This is a genomic window from Dokdonia ponticola (assembly GCF_042653865.1).
Taxonomy (GTDB): domain Bacteria; phylum Bacteroidota; class Bacteroidia; order Flavobacteriales; family Flavobacteriaceae; genus Dokdonia; species Dokdonia ponticola.
This window is the reverse complement of sequence record NZ_JBHSFV010000002.1, coordinates 133,787-152,788: the sequence shown is the minus strand read 5'-3', so window position 1 is coordinate 152,788 and position 19,002 is coordinate 133,787. Positions and strand designations below refer to the sequence as shown.

Here is a 19,002-nt window from a genome sequence, read left to right as displayed (position 1 = left end):
CATGGACGACGTAACAGGAACTGGAACACCAGAAGATGGAAAAGAAAACACGCCATTACCACAAGATATTCCTTCGGCAACTCCAGAAGAAATTATAGACGATACCACAAACGCAAACGAGAACCTTACGTTTACCAATAGAATTCCACTTGAAGAACTCCGCAATGTCGCCGATCAAATTCGAGAGGAACTTGCCAAAATCATTGTGGGACAATCTGAATTTATAGAACTCTTAATTGTAGCCTTACTTTCGGATGGTCATGTATTGATAGAAGGTGTGCCTGGAATTGCAAAAACCGTCACAGCAAAACTATTTGCAAAAACGCTTGATACGGAATTTAGTCGTTTGCAATTCACACCCGACTTGATGCCAAGTGATGTACTAGGAACCTCTGTTCTTAATATGAAAACCAGTGAATTTGAGTTTAAAAAAGGCCCTATTTTCTCTAATATTGTATTAATAGATGAGATTAACCGTGCTCCTGCCAAAACACAAGCTGCACTTTTTGAAGTCATGGAAGAACGTCAAATCACCATCGATGGAGAACGCTATCCTATGCCTCCCCCATTTATGGTGCTCGCAACACAGAACCCTGTAGAGCAAGAAGGTACCTATGCGCTTCCAGAAGCACAATTAGATCGTTTTCTGTTCAAAATAAAAGTTGATTACCCATCACAAGAGGAAGAAGTCAATATCCTACAAAGCCATCATGAACGCAAAGGCGTCATTTCTAAAAACACCATTAAGGCGGTCTTAAATCCTCAAAAACTAGCCACGTTTAGAGAGCAGACCCAAACGGTCATGATCGAAGAAAAAATACTGAATTATATTGCCGAAATTGTGATTAAATCGCGTAAACATCCGCATTTATATTTGGGGGGATCTCCCCGTGCCTCCTTGGCCATTATGAATGCGGCAAAAGCCTTTGCAGCTATCGCAGGACGTGACTTTGTGATTCCAGAAGATATCAAACGTTCGGTGGCTCCTGTCATGCGTCATCGGGTGATTGTATCTCCAGAAAGAGAAATGGAAGGAATGACCGCAGAACAAGTCATTGATATGATTGTACAATCCATAGAAATCCCAAGATAGATTGGCACTCATCCGTTTTATAAAATCTTTGTTTATAGGCAATAGAATTTTCTATGCCCTCACCATTATTGGCGTAGTGTATCTGCTTTCCTATTGGTTTCATGCGTTATTCCCTATCGCAGGCCTCCTAGCCTTAGGACTTACTGTACTCTTTTTTATAGACTGCTTGGTCCTTTTTCGCGGAAGCAAAACCCTGACAGCGCAACGCCTATTGCCCGAAAAACTTTCCAATAGTGATGTCAACGAACTCGCTGTGAGCATCCAAAATAACTATCCCTTTGAGGTTACTGTAGATATCATCGATGAGATTCCTGTGCAATTTCAAAAAAGAGATTTTAAAAAAACACTCCAACTTCCTGCAAAAGCGGCACAAGAATATACCTATACCCTCCGCCCTGTCGAACGAGGTGAATATATATTTGGTCACTTGAATCTCTACGTGAGCAGCCGTATTGGGTTTGTAAAACGCAGATTCCGTTTTGAAAAAGACCAGATGGTTAAGGTATACCCATCCTTTATCCAAATGAAAAAATATGCGTTCCTTGCGTTAGATAATAGATTGACGCTATACGGCATGAAAAAAATACGCCGTATTGGTCATACCATGGAGTTTGAGCAAATCAAAGATTATGTGATCGGTGATGATGCGCGTACTATTAACTGGAAAGCTACGGCAAAACGTGCGAGCCTAATGGTGAATCAGTATCAAGATGAAAAATCACAGCCTATTTATACCATTATCGATGCCAGCCGTGTGATGAAAATGCCGTTTAAAGGACTAACATTACTGGATTATGCGATTAATAGCACCTTGGCTTTTTCTAATATTGCACTCAAGAAAAAAGACAAAGTTGGACTACTTACGTTTGCAGAAAACATCAAAAACCATGTCCCAGCAAGTAGTAAAAAAACACATCTAAATACGATTTTAGAAGTCCTCTATAATGTCAACACTAAGTTTTTAGATAGTGATTTTGGAACCCTGTATGCACAAATAAAGCGCAAAGTAACACAGCGTAGCTTACTCTTGTTATACACTAATTTTGAGCATATCTCAGCATTAGAACGGCAATTGATTTATTTAAAAGCGCTTTCGCGAAAGCATGTATTGGTGGTTATCTTTTTTCAAAATACAGAATTGGACGAATTATTAGCGATGAAAACCGATAATCTCGCAGAAGTCTATCATAAAACCATCGCGCAAAAAACAGATTACGATAAGAAGGTCATGGTCAAAACCCTCCAAAAATACGGGATTCAGACCATTCTCACTAAGCCTGAAGACCTCACGGTAAATACAATAAATAAGTATCTAGAAATCAAAGCCAAGGGCCTTATCTAACAGTTACCAATTTCTAGCGTTTCAAAATTAAATTTCTTTTAGAACGCAACCTTTCTTCATCATTACAGATTAGTAGGTATACACTAATTAAAAAAACAAATGATGAAAAAACTAATGATATACTTCGCAACCTTTTTAATCATTAGTAGTTTTTATAGCTGCCAATCTGATGATGATATAGCGCCACCCATTACTCCAGAAACGGAAGAAGTAGAAGAAAACAGTAATCTAGAAACCATTATCGAAGAAATCGTAACCACCAATACTGATGGATGGAAAATAACTACTGCACGTCTATCTAACACAACTGTATCTGATCTTGATATTACAAACCTATATAATGTACAAGACGATCGATTTAAACTTTCGCAAGCAAGTGCTAGCAGTCTTACTATCAAGTGGCTGGAAGCATATCAAATCAACACCAATGCTATTGATATAACCACTGTAAAATCTGATAACTATAGAAGATCTTCACAAGTTACCGTTACCTCTTCTAGTACAGAAAGTCCATACATTTTTACAAGTAGCGCAGGAGATATTACTATTACCTATAATTCAGACACATCAACACTCACGGGCGAAATACAATATCAAAATGGATCAGAAACAATGGCTATGACACTGACTTCTGTGACCACTTCTGATTTTCAAAACATTGAAACACCTTCAAATTTTGATTTAATTTTTAGTGCAACAGCATCACAACCTCTTATTGGATTAAACTACTCATATGCTACCAATAGTTTATATGCGATAGCACACGATTCGCAGGAGTTATCTATTTATAAATATGATGAAGAAAATCAAACTACCTCAACCATAAGTATGACAGACAATGCTATAGGTAGTAATCAGTTTGAATTTATAGATGGGAAACTAAAATGGGTCTCTAACTTTAGCAGTGCAGAAGTTAGTTACGACCTTACAGAGGTTATCATTGGGGACGGGATTAATTTTACCCCAGACAGTCAGCATAGAACTACATTGGAAAATAACACTATGATTGCTGTTGGAGGAAATGGAGGTTATCTTTCTGATCAGATTACTACACTTTCTCCTTCAGGAACTAGTTTTCTAGAATTAGGAAATATGCCTTCAGAGAGAGTTCTCGCTGATGTGACTATTGTAGATAATGATCTTTATATTTTTGGAGGGTTTTATTTAGATTTCATGGGTAATTTCTCCTATTATGATTCTATTTTAAGGCATGATGTAACCACTGGAAACCTTCTTGAAACCATTCCATTAGGAGTAGATTTAATAGATAGCTATGTTTCTAGAAAAGGAGAACTCATCTACATTGCAGGTCGTGTTTTATTAACCAATTCAAGTAATGGGGGGATTGGGGAAACAAGACGTTATTTTGGAGTGTACAATACAATAACAGAAACTTTACAAGAATTAGATATAGACAGCCAACTCCCAACTGATCGTAGAATACGAGGGTTTGCAATTGCTGAAGATGCGATGTACTTTGCTTTTGATGAAATCAATACAGATACCGGATTCTGGAGAATGGATGTATACAGATCATCTTTATAATACAGCTATTATCAAAACGCTTATCTAATTGATTTTAAGAAAGTCCTAAACGCTTTTTTCAAGGAATAAAAAGACGAAGAAGTTTATACTGAGCTTGTCGAAGTACGAAATCGAGCTCGCAAGACCTGCCTGCCGGCAGGCAGGTTCACGACTGTAAGGAGAGTGAAACGGTAAAGCATACCCAATAACTATAACATAAAACAACATACATTATGAAAAAATCATGTATTTATATCGCAAGCCTATTCCTCATCATAAGTAATTTTTATAGTTGCAGTAATGATGAGGATAATACAATTACGCCTCCACCTCCCGTAAGTGAAACCGTAGACGTAGAAACCATTATACAACGACTTACAGGTGGAAGTTCTAAAACTTGGAAAATAGATGAAGGATTTGTGGTTCTAAATAATGGTACTTCTCCTGCTTTTGTAGATGAATACAATACAAGAGATGATGAATTTACATTCATATTAGAAAATGATGCTATTAGCATGATCTGGAAAAAAGGATTTGGAATGAACATAAATGTCGATACATTTCAAGAGTTTTTCTCAGATACAAATGAATCGTCTGTCACCTATCAAGTGACCGTAAATCCTGACACGGGAGCGTTAAGTCTTAATCAAAGTAATATTACGCTACAACTTGCTGAAAATATAGACATAAGTACTATCAATCTGATACAACCAGATGGACAAACAGATTTAAGTGTAAATCTAACTCCAAAAAATGCTGCTGATTTTGTGCAAATTCCAACAACCTTATCAACTCCTCAAGAACTATTTAGTTTTGATACAGGAATTTTTCGTGTAGGATTTAAAGTATCACAATCTCAAAATAGTATCTATCTGACCAATAGAAATGATTTAGCAGGTCTTGGAGCACAACAAGCGTTCAAATATGATTTGACATCAGATGCTGTTTCTTCCTTTACGTTTACACAACAAGACTTTGCTACAAAAAATATTGAATTTTTAGAAAACCAAATCGTGAGTATGGGTGGTAATCATTTTGAAAATATGGACTATGATTTTCTAGGTGTTTTTCCTTACACACTGGTTGATAATGCTGCTGTGAGTAATGGGACCGCTTCTTTAGATGATACAGCCTATCTGTTTGGAGGACTTGTAAACGGTAGTGAAACCGCGATTAGCACTTGGAATATGGGCAATGCTACTTTTCAAGATATAGCAACGCTTCCTGTATCTTTAAATGATATGGATGGAGAAATTGTAGATCAAGTATTATACATGTTTGGAGGTTGGGATACCCCTTCTTCGTCAGACGCAGGATCTAATAGTGTATATACTTATAATATAGACACAGGAGCTCAAGAACAAATAACTATTCCTGTAAATCTCAGAGAAACCTACACATCTATGGTAGAAAATATTATTTACGTGGGGGGGTTACAACCTATAGATACTAATAATGATGGTCAATTTGATGATTTGAATCCATATCTAGGCGCCTTTAATACCATTGACAATAGCTTTCAAGAAATCACACTAAATGTGGGAGCTGTTTTAGACAACAAACGCCTTGTACACTTGCAAGTAGTTGGTAACATCGCCTATTTTATTACCTCAGAAAATCTTGGAGCACCAGATGGCTATATCAATCGTGTGTATAAAGCCACGTTAAATGAATAGCCAAAGATTTTATCTGATAGTCATTTTATTAAAAAAACTATACTCAGACGATGTGTAGTCATTAAAATTAGTCACAGTTAGTATAAAAAAGGAGGTTCATCGTACAACCTCCTTTTTAATTACTTAATAATAGTTGTAGTACCTGTAGGGATTTTTTATCTTTGCCGCTTATTTAAAACTACATCTTATGTCGTTGTCACCATTACAAGCCATCTCCCCTATTGACGGGCGTTATGCATCAAAAACGGAGTCGCTTGTACCTTTCTTTTCAGAAGAGGCGCTTATCAAATACCGCGTTAAGGTAGAAATAGAATACTTCATTGCGCTTTGTGAACTCCCCTTACCACAATTAGAAAGTATAGATAAGCATCATTATATCGCTTTACGCGAAATTTATCTCGACTTTACCACCGAAGACGCGCAAGCGATTAAGGATATAGAGAAGATCACCAACCATGACGTAAAGGCTGTCGAATATTTCATCAAAAGAAAATTTGACGATTTAGAACTGGCCGAATACAAAGAGTTTATCCATTTTGGACTCACCTCGCAAGACATTAATAACACAGCCATTCCGATGAGTTTAAAAGATGCTGTAAACAATGTCTATATTCCACAATTACTAGAAGTAGTCGATCACTTAAAACAGCTTGTAGATGAATGGACCTCTGTATCTCTATTAGCACGTACCCATGGACAACCTGCTTCTCCTACTCGCTTAGGAAAAGAAATCGAAGTCTTTGTCGTACGTATAGAAGAGCAACTGAATTTATTAAATGATATTCCAAGTGCGGCCAAATTTGGAGGCGCTACCGGAAACTTTAATGCGCATAAAGTGGCCTATCCAATGATTGATTGGAAGAAGTTTGGGCATGACTTTGTTCACGATACCTTAAAATTACACTACTCTTTCCCAACCACACAGATCGAACATTACGATCATATGGCGGCATTATTTGATGGATTAAAACGCATCAATACCATTATCATTGATTTGAATCGTGATTTCTGGACCTATATTTCAATGGACTACTTTAAGCAGAAAATAAAAGAAGGCGAAGTAGGTTCTAGCGCGATGCCACATAAAGTAAATCCAATCGATTTTGAAAATAGCGAGGGAAATCTGGGGATTGCCAATGCTATTTTTGAACACCTATCGGCAAAACTCCCGATCTCAAGATTGCAACGCGATCTTACCGATAGTACCGTTTTAAGAAATATAGGCGTTCCTATTGGACATACCATCATAGGATTACTATCTACACTTAAAGGATTAAATAAATTACTCCTTAACGAACAAAAAATAGCAGCTGATTTAGAAAATAACTGGGCGGTAGTTGCCGAAGCGATTCAAACCATCCTTCGTCGGGAGTCCTATCCAAATCCGTATGAAGCGCTTAAAGATTTAACACGTGTAAATGAACGTATCACACAAGAATCAATTGCGACATTTATAGATACTTTGGCTGTCAGTGAAGGCATTAAAGCAGAATTAAAAGCGATTACACCAGATAATTATACCGGAATTTAATGAGACTGTTAAAACTCATTTGGGATTTTAGAGGCCCTGGGGCTGCACAAACGGCTATTCATCATGAAAAGCATCTGAAAGAGTATGCTTTCGCGAAAGCGTTAACCACACAAATCACAGGAGTAGAAGAACTTAGCGAACACCATACGATCGCATATCTTGTGGTAAAGGAAGACGAAATGAAACCCGTAAGAGACGCTTTAAAACCCCACCGAGGACAAGTATATACTGAAAAATAATAGTTCGGCACAGATATTGGTTTCGATCCCATATATTTGCATCCGCAAAGCTTAAAAAAATAATAAACAACATACCATGAAGAAAATGATTCTTATCGCATTTGTTGCCTTGTTTGCAACAACAACATTTGCACAAACTACAAAAGTAGGTACCGTAGATGCCGATTTTATCTTATCTAAAATGCCAGAATTAACGACGGCTCAAGAAGCCCTTAAAGTCTACAATAAAGATCTTGAAAAACAACTATCTGACAAACTTGCAAATTACGACAAAGTGTATAAAGCTGCAGAAGCTGCTTTTGAAGGAATGACGCCTGCTGAAAAGACGGCAAAACAAGAAGAACTAGGCGGATTAGAGAATGACATTGCAAAATTTCGTAACAACGGAACGCAATTAGTGCAATTAAAGCAAGAAGAGCTTTTAAGACCTCTTTACAAAAAAATAGGTGATAATGTCGCTATCGTAGCTAAAGAGTTAGGATACACGCAAATCCTAAACATAGGAAATAACAACAACCTTGCGTATATTGATCCTGCGCATGATATTACTGTTAAAACACTTGCTAAAATGGGAATTACGATCGAGTAATTTTTCAACTATAATTTTATATAAAATGCCATTCACATCGAATGGCATTTTTTGTGGAATGATACTAAGAGATTCGTATTTTAGAGAGCTATTTTGTCTTACTTTATGAAGGCAACTACCGCAACCCAAACACCTCATGAGAAAAAAAATATTCCCACTTCTTTTGACACTCTTACTGATCTGTTGCCAATCGGCAACCGAATCTGTTAACACCTATGGATACACAGTTCCAGATACTACGCCTGTGATTTTTGCCCCAGATGTGATTTCAATAAAAGGCAGATTAGAACATGGAATTTCATTTACACCAGACACAAAAGAAGTAGCCTTTGGAATATTGGATACAAATGATTTTAGCGGAATCATATATCATGCTAAAAAACATTCCAATACTTGGTCGAAGCCAACTGTTTTTGAACCGCTACAAGGAGAAAGTGTATTCCTCCCCTATTTCACACCCGATGGAACATCGTTATTGTATGCAAAAAACAAAACCACTGCAACTAATTACATCACTGACATTTGGACACTAGATAAGGATCAAAACATCTGGGCAAACCCCAAAAAATTAAAAATGCCTATCAGTTCCTTAGCTAGAGAAGCTTCGGCGTGTATGACATTAGATCGAACACTGTATGTGTCTTCAAATAGAGGTGAGAACGGGTTAGCTGATATATACACTTCATCACCTAATGATACCGCATACACCAATATTGAACGTATCGATGCTATAAGTTCAGAACGAGATGAAGAAAGTATTTTTATCGCTCCAGATGAGCGTTATCTTATTTTTAGCCGTTTTACTACGACAACGAATAGTCCTGATTTATTCATTAGTTACCAAGATTCCGATAAGAATTGGACCTCACCAAGCCCATTAGATATACCGATTACAACCTTATTATGGGAAAGAAGACCCTTTGTGAGTATAGACAACAAGTTCCTATTCTATACCAAAATGACTTTTAAGGAGTCAGCTATGATCGAATCAGATATTTATTGGGTCAACACACAGCAGGTATTTAAACCCTTTGTATATCGACCGATCCCAGAAAAAACCATCAAGGTAGGTGCCGAAACGACCATAGCCATCCCTGCTGATTATTTTAAGGATATAGATAACGAGAAATTAGACCTCCTTTTTGAGAGTAAAAACGTGGATTGGGCAACATTTGATAAGGAAAAAAGGATTTTAGTAATGCATCCCACAGAAATTGGAGCGTTTGAGTTCACATTTACAGCTATCGATGCATATTCAAACAAAACAAGCGACACCCTTAAAATCACCGTCGAAGAATAGTTATACCCAATTACGATACAGAGAACCTGATTAAAAAATAATTATTCGTAAGAAGGTATTGTATGAGTATGTTGACATAATGAAGTAACAAGGTACAAGCTATAAGAAATCATATAACAGAAAGTATTAAAACCAGCGTAGCTCTCTGTGCGATCTCTCCTACCGTCGAGATGATGACAAAACATCAATTTGCGCCAGCGAAAAGAACAAACTATCGACCAACCACCAAACATCATTTCGCGCCAGCGAAAATCAAACCAATGACCAACGACAATAGCTAACGACTAACAGCCACCAGCTAATCGCTACTTCTCAAGAATCTCCTTAATATTTGGTTTAAAATAATGAGGCCCTTTGAGTACTTTCCCATCTTCGCGATAGATAGGTTTCCCGTCAGCACCGAGTTTGCTCATGTTACTTCGTTGGATTTCGTTAAAAACCTCCTCGATTTTATCTTGCATTCCATGCTCGATGATCGTACCGCATAGAATATACAGCATATCCCCAAGCGCATCTGCCACTTCGACGAGATCTCCGTCATTGGCAGCTTCGAGGTATTCTTCATTTTCTTCTTTCATGAGATTAAAACGAAGTAAATTTCTCTCTTTTGTCAGTTGAGCGGTCGGTTTTTTTTCGATTCCTAATCCAAATGCGCTATGAAACGCATATACAGCAGCTATTTTGTCTTTCATATTTTATTATTTGCCCGCACTTCATCTACGCTCAGCATAAACTCCGGCGGGTATCCCTTTTTCATGCCCGTACACCAGTTACGCTGAATGTCACACTGAGCTTGTCGAAGTGCAAAAATTCTGACGGACATCTTATTAATAAAAATGTAAATCCTGAACCCAAATAATAATTCAAGTATCAAGGTATTGATCCCGCTAAAAAGCGGCATTAGTTCTACTAACAATTTTAAATTCGCCCTTCAGGCTTTTCAAAATAGAGTTTCACTAATAATTCATTCGTAAATATACGCGCTATGTCGTATTTTTGAAGTCTCTAAAATACCAAAAAATGTTTAGTACAGGTCAGCTTATTTTTGTGATTTTCTTTGTGATTGCTTTTGTAGCTTTTATGATCTATTCCTATCGTAAAGATGCTAGGCTTCATACCAAACAATATAAAGGTGCCAAATGGGTCTTGGTAGGTTTTATAGGCTTTATTATTTTACTCTTCGTTATTAAGTATACCCTTAAAGGCTAACGCTTTACCGTTTATTTACCGCTTCTTATCGATTTTATTTTCTGTGCTCATAGCATTTGTCTAGCTTGTTGAGGGAATATTTCCTGTATTTTACTGATTTTCAGGAAATATTAATACAATATACCCAGTAGTGGGTATGTTTTAGTGGAGATGATGGGGGTATGTTTGGAGGGTAGAAATTTAAAAAATTTATCCAATTAAACCAGCTAAAAAAATTAATACAATCACTTTAGAATGAAAAGTTATACAAGTATAGAACAAGCAAATGAAGTATTAGAGTATTATGAAAATTATATATTAAGATGTCCATACGTAATATACATAGCAGTAGTGGAATATAAAAAAGGATATACAATTGATATTGGAATTAATTATAAATACAAGGATTGTGTAAAACCAAGAGAAATTGATGAGTTTGAGGTATACTTTGGATTATTTAAAAATGATGAAATACCAAAGTACTTTCCTGTCCCATCTGAATATCTACATAAATTAAGAAATATTATCAAATTAAACTCGTACAAAATAGAAGATTTTTTTAAAATTCGAGACTATCACAATCAAACTAATAAATCAAGTCTTCTTTTATTTCAAGAAAGAATAAATAAATCTCATGATTTAAAATCTGATGTATCAAAAATTTCTTATAAGATAACTTATGGTTCAAATAATATTGATAGACAATTCTTAGCTGAAAAAAGCCCAATTAGAAGAAGTTATTTAATAAAAAACAAGTTTTCTAAACAAGCAACTTTAGGTTCTACTTTCAAATTACTCAGTTTTCCTAAAGATTATTTTGGCATAACTAATCAACATCTTTTCGATTACGAAAATGCAAAATTAGGTGATCCAATATATAATGATAACCATAAATTATTAGGTCATTTATTTTGGACATCAGATGACAAATATAGGGAAGTAGCCATTATTAAATTATGCGAAAATATTCCAGAAAGCCATTTTAAGTCTACATCAAATTTACAGATACAAGAACCAAGTATAGGTATGAAAGTTACTCATAATGGATTTGCAACTTTCCCAGATGAAATATCTAATATTTATAATTCCAAAATTATATCTACCAATGCTACTATTAGACATATTGATAGTAATACTCCGAATGGATGGAAAATATATAAAAACCAAATCTTAATAAAACATAATACAGATTATGGGGATTCTGGATCAATCGTAATTACAGAAGATAAAAATAAGCAACGGAAAGTAGTTGCACTAAATTTCGGAGTAACTATAGAAAGAGTATCTTTTAATGAAAAAGAGGAAGTTAAACACATTAAAAGTTTTTCAATTGCTAACAACATCTTAAAAATATTCAACAATGAATTTAATCAAAAACAAGAAATCTATGTTGATAAAATATCAGGTTTTACTCAGACCACATTAATCAACATATTTAAACTAAGTAATAATATTCTTTAATTAAAAAATAAAATTATGCCAAGACAACCAATTAGACAAGAAAGAACTTTAAACTCTAAAGAAACTAAAGAGTTTATTCTCTATAATGATTTTGAGATTAAATTATATGCAATATTTAAATGGGATGCAGTCTCCAATATTGAAAGTGTAGATTTAAAATTAATCAATTTACCTACTAGTTTAATAAAATATGAAATATGTCATATCCAAAGATGTATTAATGAATATCCTTCAACACCAGATTATTTGGTTATACACATATCTACTAGAGGAACACAAATCAAAAGTGAAAAAAGTTTTAACTTTCAAAATAAAGTTAAGTTTAATCAAAGTGGAGATCAATTCTTATTTTTATTTAAAGAAAGTAACCTTATCTGTACTACTCCTCCCGGTAATTATAATTGTCAATTTTCAGGAGGGACTCCAGATAGTAAAGATGGGACGATAATTATTAAAGCCTGATTATATATTTGAAAAATAAATACATAATAATGATAATCCTGATTGAATTAATTTCAGTCAGGACTATACATTCCCAAGAATTACAACTTGAAAAAATTGATTCTCTAATAGAGTCAAGGGATCTTGACTTTGCAAAAGAATATATAGAACAACTTGATGTAGTGAATTTTGATAGTCATCAAAAAGCTAGACTCTATTATTCATTTGGCAAACTATTATACTATCGAGATGAAAATTCAAAATCATACGATATTTTATTAAAAAGTAAATCGTTGATTACTAATACAAATGATTTAGAATTAGAATTTAAAATTAATGATCTCTTATATGATGTAATATCATCAACTACAAAACACCCAATAAAACCAATTAGCTTAATAAAAGAAAACTGTAAAATATCTCAAAAAACACAATTACCAGAACATTTATATTATTGTAAGTATTATTATATGAATAATGCTTATAAGAAAGGGGATTATCATAATACATTATCAATACTGAAAGAAATGTATAATATTGCTAATCAAGCTAATCTATATGCTAAAATGAGAGCTTGTCAAATAAATATGGGGTCTATTCATAATTTATTGGGTAATAAAGATTCTACTCTATATTATTATCGTCAAATGGAAAAATTGAACATTCATGTTAAAGACAGTCTTAATTTATCATATTTATATAATAATTTTGGAACATTTTACAGAGACAACATTCAATATGATTTAGCACTAGAATACTTTTATAAAGCTGACAGTATTCCTTTAAATCAAGAGGTAAGTTCAACAAAACTTATCTATATAGAGAACATAGCTGATGTCTACCTAAGAAAATTAGACTACAAGAATGCAGCTCTACAATTCAAGCGCTTTACTCAAATGTCTGATTCATTAAACAGATTTAAGCAATTAAAAGATATTAATGAATTAGAGGCAAAATTTCAGAATGCTGAAAAAGAAAAAATAATACTAGAACAAGAAAAAGAAAATCTTGAACTAGAAGTAAAAAACAAACGCTCACAAACCATTACTTATGGACTAGGTGCTTTCCTCCTCCTCGGCTCCATCATCGCCTTTCTCGTATACCGCAACACCAAACGTAAACAACGCATTGCAGAGCAGGATCGCGAACTCCAAATACAGAAGACCGAAACCATCCTGAAAGAAAAAGAACTGGAAACCATTAATGCGATGGTATCTGGGCAAGAAAAAGAACGCCTACGCCTTGCAGGAGAATTACATGATAATATAGGAAGTACACTTGCTACGGTGCGGATGCAAGTCGAAAACTTGGAGCGCAACCTCGATAAAGTAGAAAATCCGAAAGCCTTATTACAAAAAGCAAACCTGCTGATTAATGAAACCTACGAGAAAGTCCGTGGGATTTCGCATAAAAGCAATAGTGGAGTCATGGCAAAAGAAGGACTCTTACCGGCTGTGGAGAAGTTGGCGCGAACAGTCTCAGCGACCAATCAATTGGCGATAGACGTCCAAGATTTTGGATTGGAAAATAGAATCCCTAACGAGTTAGAAATTACTATTTTTAGAATCATCCAAGAGCTGGTGACCAATATTGTCAAACACGCCCAAGCCACCGAAGCCACGATCTCCCTTACCCAACACGATAACGAACTCAACATCATGGTCGAGGACAACGGGAAAGGCTTTAAAGTGGGTAAATTAGAAGAAAAAGACGGCATGGGATTAGGGAGTATCGAACGCCGTGTTGAGCATTTAGAAGGCACCATGGAAGTCGATAGCGCACAAGGACGTGGGACAAGTGTGAGCATTGATATTCCTATACAATGATTTTATGAAATAATGGAGGAATGAGATAACGATTTAATGGTATAATGATTTAATGAGATAATGGAGTAATTAAATAATGATGAAATGGAGTAATGAATCAATGATATAATGAGATACGACCATCAAAACTTTTAAACGCATAAACTTTTAAACACAAAAAAATGATCACCGTAGCCATTGCCGAAGACCATCAGTCGCTTATCGACGGAATTGAATTACTCTTAAAATACGAAGAGGGAATTTCGATTATAGGCACTTCCAATGATGGGCAAAAACTGTTGGATATTGTTCGCCTTAAACAACCGAAAGTGGTCATTATGGACATTCGAATGCCTAAATTAGATGGCATTGAGACCACCAAAATCATTACTAAAGAATTTCCACATATCAAAGTCATCGCCTTCTCTATGTTTGATCAGGATGAGGCGGTCATCCAAATGCGAGACGCAGGCGCCAAAGGCTATATCCTGAAAAACAGTCCGCTAGAGGAGCTTTTAAATGCGATTCATACCGTCATGCAAGGCAAGATGTATTATGATACTGGTATCAATCAGCGGCTATTTGATCATGAAGGTGTTCTTGATGACCAAGCTGGAGTTCATACTGAGCGAGGTCGAAGTACGAAAGCGAAAAAAACCAAATCGTTATTATCCAAAAGCGAACGAGAAATTTTAAAATTGATCGCTCATAACAAAACCTCTTCAGAAATTGCTGATGTTCGCTTTACAGCCGTTTCAACCGTAGAAAAACATCGCAAAAACATGATGCGTAAACTTGGTTTAAGTGGCAAAGGCGAACTGCTTAAATATGCCATAGAAAAGAAGTATGATTTCTAACATCTTATATCTTTACACTATTTTTTATTTTATGTATAACCAATGTTTTAAATGTATTTTACGGTAATTATAATTTCATAGCAGTACGGTAGTCTCTACCTCTCATTTGTTATCAAACTATAGCTTTTCCATAAAAATAGTATCTTGAAGACGTAAAGTCCCTGCTAAAAGGTATTTTTCTAAGCAAACCATTACTACTATTTTTAACAAGTAAAAACCCCTAACAACCATGAAAAAAACAATGCTACTTGCCGTATTTATTATGTTCTCAATAGTTCAAGGATTTTCTCAGGATCGAGATTTTGACGGTCTCTGGAAAGGAATTATGGAAAAAGAAAATGGAGAAAAATATTCGCTCACCCTATTTATTGAAGGTAATAACGTGTATTCAGTTACCGAAGATGAGGATGGTGATTTAATCAAAGACAGACAGTTTGAGGTCCAAAATAGTAAAGGATATGGTGAACATTTAAACTATTTCTGGGTAAACAAAGGAGGAGTTTGGACAGAAACACAAATGTTTTCTATCTCTTGGTCGTCTGAAAGTGAATTATCTGTTTTCCACATGCGACATGTGTCTAATAAATCTGATGAAATAGACGGAAATACAGATTGGGGCTATTTTGCCAAAGGAATTCTCAAGTAAAGAAGAAGAAACTATCATTCTAAAAGCGAGGTGTCTAAATAGGTATTTCGCTTTTATTTTAACTGTACTTTTATAGAAATACCTACTGATGGGTATTTTAAAACGATGGAAATCTGGGTAATTTTAACCTATGAATACGTCCCGAAAAATCATAGCGATCATTGAGAATGCTTGCTTACAACAACAAAAAATACCTACAAGTCAAACCTTAGAAATAATTACAGCCTACAGAACAATTTCAGATACTCCTGAGCTGATTGACAAGATCATTCTTCTGATTAAAATATATAGTAAACAAGAAGCCTTTTCTAGTGTATTGTCTCCTAGACAGAATCAAATATTTACTCTTATCGGATTGGATTTCTCTTCTAGGGAAATTGCCACCATGCTAGACATTAGTGAAGCGACGGTAAGTACCCACCGCAAAAACATCATTAAAAAACTACAGCTTTCTGGCACAGGCTCTTTACAGAAAATAGCGACCCAATATCTCCTCAAAAACAAGGAACGTTAAATACCTACAACAAGGTATGTTTTGGAGGGCATGCAAGCAGTATTTTAGGCATTAAAATGAGATGCCCTTATGGAAATAGAAGTATCACTTACTATTACAATTTCTTGGGTCTTACTAAGCGTTGATTTTTCTGTGTCTATTACTAAAGAAAGTGTATAAATACTCTCCTTTTGTATATGTTTGTCTGAGATTAATAACAGTGTTTTACTCATAAATACCTAGTAAGGGGTATTCTTTAGCTTTTGATCTATCCATAGTTTTGAACTATAAAATTATATAGTTATGAAGTTAAAATTCACTTTTTTCTTACTCATCGTCACTCTTTTTGTTTCTTGTGATGATGGATGTTTTTTAGGAATTATTGGTCCATGTGACGACACCGATGATATTACATCAGACAACCCAAATTCTGACGCTATCATTTATGCCGATTTTAGTAATGATGGAACTAATCAGAATCTTGAATTAGATGAATCTTTAACTTCCGGTCCAATACAAATAGAAAATGAAGTAACTTTTACAATCGATGGTTCTAGATTTAATTTTGAATTTTCTGGTGTAACTTTTATTCAAGGAGAAAATGTCTTTGAAATAGACAACATCATAAGTCAAAGGTTTGATGAAAACGAATGGCAACAAGACAGTGAAAACTTTTTAGATTTTGAGCCTTCAAAAAGCTTAGACATTGTTCTTGTGCTTGATGTAAGTTCATCCTTAGGTCAAAATCTGCAAGATATTAAAATTAGTGCCATAAGTGTTTTAAGCCAAATATTTAATAATAATATGAATGCAAAAGTTGCTATTGTAAAATTTTCTAGAGGTCATATTGTTGAGCAACTATCTTCTAATCAATTTGAATTACAACAATTCATATCGCAAAACACAGAATATAATGACCAAGAGCTAGGAGGTGGACTATACATTTTAGAAAATCAAAATGAAACAGCATTATATGAAGCAATGCTTGAAGGCATACATATTTTACAAAATTCTAACGCTAGAGGGCAAGGGTTAATAACATTTACAGATGGGGCAAATAACTTTCAATTTGATCCTCAAAACAGTGATAGATCCATCGTAATTGATGCACTTAACGCATCAGAAATTAGAAGTTATACCGTGGGGTTTGTTGGAAATGCAGACGAAGTAAATGATCAAGCCTTGACAGAATTAGCTATCAATGGTAATTTTTCAAAACCAAGCTCTATTGATGAATTAAATGAAGTCTTTACTGTATTTTCAAATTCTGTAGGGGCTGTTTATGATTTGATATATGATACAAACAATGCGCCTTTTAATGGACCAAAAACGTACCGTTTTTTAGTTGATTTAAATCAGATCAATTAAAATCGAATAATTAGCCATTAAAAAAGCCCCAAGTTGGGGCTTTTTTGATAGTATCTAATCCGAAACGTTATACTACAAACAAAGGCTTATCATGCATCATCGCATTCACCTTATCTGCAATCGCTTCTAGTGCGGCATCATCCGTATGATTCATAATCGCTTCATCTATGAAGTCAACGATGGTTTGCATATCATTTTCTTTCAGTCCGCGGGTGGTAATGGCTGCGGTACCAATACGGATACCAGAAGTAACAAACGGTGATTTATCATCAAATGGCACCATGTTTTTATTTACCGTGATATCTGCTTTTCCAAGCGCTTCCTCGGCAGCTTTTCCTGTAATATCTTTATTCCGAAGGTCAATCAGCATCATGTGGTTATCTGTACCTCCAGAAATGATATCGTATCCTTTTGCTACAAACGCTTCGGCCATGACTGCTGCATTTTTCTTTACCTGTACCATATAGTGTAAGAACTCGTCGGTGAGCGCTTCTCCAAAGGCAATGGCTTTGGCGGCAATAATGTGCTCCAAAGGTCCTCCTTGGTTCCCTGGGAAAATTCCGCTATCTAATAAAGAAGACATCATTCGTGGTTTTCCGTTTTTAAGGGTGATTCCAAATGGATTTTCAAAATCTTTCCCCATGAGGATGAGTCCGCCTCTTGGTCCTCTTAGGGTTTTATGCGTCGTAGTGGTCACTACGTGACAATGCGGAATTGGATCGGCGATAATTCCTTTGGCGATGAGTCCTGCAGGGTGCGCAATATCTGCGAGTAAGATGGCATTCACGCTGTCTGCTATTTCGCGAAAGCGGGCATAATCTATTTCACGAGAATACGCACTCGCACCGGCAATGATCATTTTTGGCTTTTCGCGCAAAGCGATCTCTTGAATTTTATCATAATTAAGTAGTCCTGTCTCCTGCTCTACCCCGTAAAAAACTGGGTTGTACAAACGCCCTGAGAAATTAACAGGCGATCCATGCGTCAAGTGTCCTCCATGGGATAAATCAAATCCTAAAAACGTATCTCCTGGCTTTAAACACGCATGAAAAACAGCCGTATTTGCCTGAGATCCTGAATGGGGTTGCACATTGGCATATTCGGCGCCAAAAAGCTCTTTAGCACGCTCAATCGCTATGGTTTCAACCACATCTACCACCTGACATCCACCATAATAGCGTTTTCCTGGGTAGCCCTCAGCATACTTATTGGTCAATACAGAACCTGCCGCTTCCATCACTTGGTCACTTACAAAATTCTCTGAAGCAATTAATTCTAAGCCGTCTAACTGACGTTCTTTTTCTTCTTGGATTAAATCAAAAATAACCGTGTCGCGTTGCATAATATTGTATAAATTAAAAAGAGTTGTAAAAATAACATAAACTCTTTATTGGGCTACTATAAAATCCTATATTTGGGTAGTATAATTACTAACATCTTATTAAGAAC

General features: G+C 35.4%; 19 protein-coding genes. 16 read left to right on the top strand and 3 right to left on the bottom strand.

Annotated features, from left to right (window positions below):
- Nucleotide 1 precedes the first annotated feature (1 nt).
- From ACFO3O_RS04710 to ACFO3O_RS04675, 8 genes are all read left to right on the top strand, one after another.
- Nucleotides 2-1,093: an AAA family ATPase gene (locus ACFO3O_RS04710; RefSeq protein WP_379977387.1), complete on the top strand. Its 1,092-nt coding sequence runs from the start codon at nucleotides 2-4 to the stop codon at nucleotides 1,091-1,093.
- A gap of 1 nt (nucleotide 1,094) precedes the next feature.
- Complete coding sequence (locus ACFO3O_RS04705; RefSeq protein WP_379977386.1) at nucleotides 1,095-2,435, top strand: DUF58 domain-containing protein; 1,341 nt, start codon at nucleotides 1,095-1,097, stop codon at nucleotides 2,433-2,435.
- A 99-nt stretch (nucleotides 2,436-2,534) separates the two neighbouring features.
- Nucleotides 2,535-3,980, top strand: coding sequence for a Kelch repeat-containing protein (locus ACFO3O_RS04700; RefSeq protein ID WP_379977385.1), 1,446 nt, complete (start codon nucleotides 2,535-2,537; stop codon nucleotides 3,978-3,980).
- Nucleotides 3,981-4,192: 212 nt separating this feature from the next.
- Nucleotides 4,193-5,635 carry a Kelch repeat-containing protein gene (locus tag ACFO3O_RS04695; protein WP_379977384.1) on the top strand — a complete coding sequence of 481 codons (1,443 nt, stop codon included), beginning with the start codon at nucleotides 4,193-4,195 and terminating at the stop codon, nucleotides 5,633-5,635.
- A gap of 187 nt (nucleotides 5,636-5,822) precedes the next feature.
- Entirely contained in the window at nucleotides 5,823-7,166 is a 1,344-nt protein-coding gene (gene purB, locus ACFO3O_RS04690; RefSeq protein WP_379977383.1) for an adenylosuccinate lyase, read from the top strand.
- Nucleotides 7,166-7,405, top strand: coding sequence for a hypothetical protein (locus ACFO3O_RS04685; RefSeq protein WP_379977382.1), 240 nt, complete (start codon nucleotides 7,166-7,168; stop codon nucleotides 7,403-7,405). The genes purB and ACFO3O_RS04685 overlap by 1 nt, the downstream gene beginning before the upstream one ends.
- 76 nt (nucleotides 7,406-7,481) lie before the next feature.
- Nucleotides 7,482-7,994 (top strand): OmpH/Skp family outer membrane protein, encoded by a 513-nt coding sequence (locus tag ACFO3O_RS04680; protein WP_379977381.1) that lies wholly within the window; start codon nucleotides 7,482-7,484, stop codon nucleotides 7,992-7,994.
- A gap of 136 nt (nucleotides 7,995-8,130) precedes the next feature.
- On the top strand, nucleotides 8,131-9,294 hold the full coding sequence (locus ACFO3O_RS04675) for a TolB-like translocation protein (RefSeq protein ID WP_379977380.1): 1,164 nt from the start codon (nucleotides 8,131-8,133) through the stop codon (nucleotides 9,292-9,294).
- A 305-nt stretch (nucleotides 9,295-9,599) separates the two neighbouring features.
- Here the strand turns inward: ACFO3O_RS04675 and ACFO3O_RS04670 are convergent, their stop codons facing one another.
- The gene (locus ACFO3O_RS04670) at nucleotides 9,600-9,986 is read right to left on the bottom strand and encodes a pyrophosphohydrolase domain-containing protein (protein ID WP_379977379.1); all 387 of its coding nucleotides are present in this window, start codon (nucleotides 9,984-9,986) and stop codon (nucleotides 9,600-9,602) included.
- A gap of 328 nt (nucleotides 9,987-10,314) precedes the next feature.
- Here ACFO3O_RS04670 and ACFO3O_RS04665 point away from each other — a divergent pair, with 328 nt between their 5' ends.
- The 7 genes from ACFO3O_RS04665 (at nucleotide 10,315) to ACFO3O_RS04635 (ending at nucleotide 16,206) form a co-directional block, all read left to right on the top strand.
- Nucleotides 10,315-10,503 (top strand): hypothetical protein, encoded by a 189-nt coding sequence (locus ACFO3O_RS04665; RefSeq protein ID WP_379977378.1) that lies wholly within the window; start codon nucleotides 10,315-10,317, stop codon nucleotides 10,501-10,503.
- A gap of 234 nt (nucleotides 10,504-10,737) precedes the next feature.
- Complete coding sequence (locus ACFO3O_RS04660; RefSeq protein ID WP_379977377.1) at nucleotides 10,738-11,943, top strand: hypothetical protein; 1,206 nt, start codon at nucleotides 10,738-10,740, stop codon at nucleotides 11,941-11,943.
- A 15-nt stretch (nucleotides 11,944-11,958) separates the two neighbouring features.
- A complete protein-coding gene (locus ACFO3O_RS04655) occupies nucleotides 11,959-12,405 on the top strand; it encodes a hypothetical protein (protein WP_379977376.1) in 447 nt (148 codons plus the stop codon).
- A gap of 29 nt (nucleotides 12,406-12,434) precedes the next feature.
- Complete coding sequence (locus tag ACFO3O_RS04650) at nucleotides 12,435-14,210, top strand: ATP-binding protein (protein ID WP_379977375.1); 1,776 nt, start codon at nucleotides 12,435-12,437, stop codon at nucleotides 14,208-14,210.
- 161 nt (nucleotides 14,211-14,371) lie between these two features.
- Nucleotides 14,372-15,046, top strand: a complete 675-nt coding sequence (locus ACFO3O_RS04645; RefSeq protein WP_379977373.1) for a response regulator — start codon at nucleotides 14,372-14,374, stop codon at nucleotides 15,044-15,046.
- A 229-nt stretch (nucleotides 15,047-15,275) separates the two neighbouring features.
- Nucleotides 15,276-15,692 carry a hypothetical protein gene (locus tag ACFO3O_RS04640; RefSeq protein ID WP_379977372.1) on the top strand — a complete coding sequence of 139 codons (417 nt, stop codon included), beginning with the start codon at nucleotides 15,276-15,278 and terminating at the stop codon, nucleotides 15,690-15,692.
- Nucleotides 15,693-15,822: 130 nt separating this feature from the next.
- Nucleotides 15,823-16,206, top strand: a complete 384-nt coding sequence (locus ACFO3O_RS04635) for a response regulator transcription factor (RefSeq protein ID WP_379977371.1) — start codon at nucleotides 15,823-15,825, stop codon at nucleotides 16,204-16,206.
- 44 nt (nucleotides 16,207-16,250) lie between these two features.
- Here the strand turns inward: ACFO3O_RS04635 and ACFO3O_RS04630 are convergent, their stop codons facing one another.
- Complete coding sequence (locus tag ACFO3O_RS04630) at nucleotides 16,251-16,418, bottom strand: hypothetical protein (protein WP_379977370.1); 168 nt, start codon at nucleotides 16,416-16,418, stop codon at nucleotides 16,251-16,253.
- A gap of 70 nt (nucleotides 16,419-16,488) precedes the next feature.
- Here ACFO3O_RS04630 and ACFO3O_RS04625 point away from each other — a divergent pair, with 70 nt between their 5' ends.
- On the top strand, nucleotides 16,489-17,553 hold the full coding sequence (locus ACFO3O_RS04625) for a vWA domain-containing protein (RefSeq protein ID WP_379977369.1): 1,065 nt from the start codon (nucleotides 16,489-16,491) through the stop codon (nucleotides 17,551-17,553).
- Between the two features lie 67 nt (nucleotides 17,554-17,620).
- On the opposite strand, the gene glyA is transcribed toward ACFO3O_RS04625, so the two are convergent.
- The gene (gene glyA / locus ACFO3O_RS04620) at nucleotides 17,621-18,895 is read right to left on the bottom strand and encodes a serine hydroxymethyltransferase (protein WP_379977368.1); all 1,275 of its coding nucleotides are present in this window, start codon (nucleotides 18,893-18,895) and stop codon (nucleotides 17,621-17,623) included.
- Nucleotides 18,896-19,002: the final 107 nt, after the last annotated feature.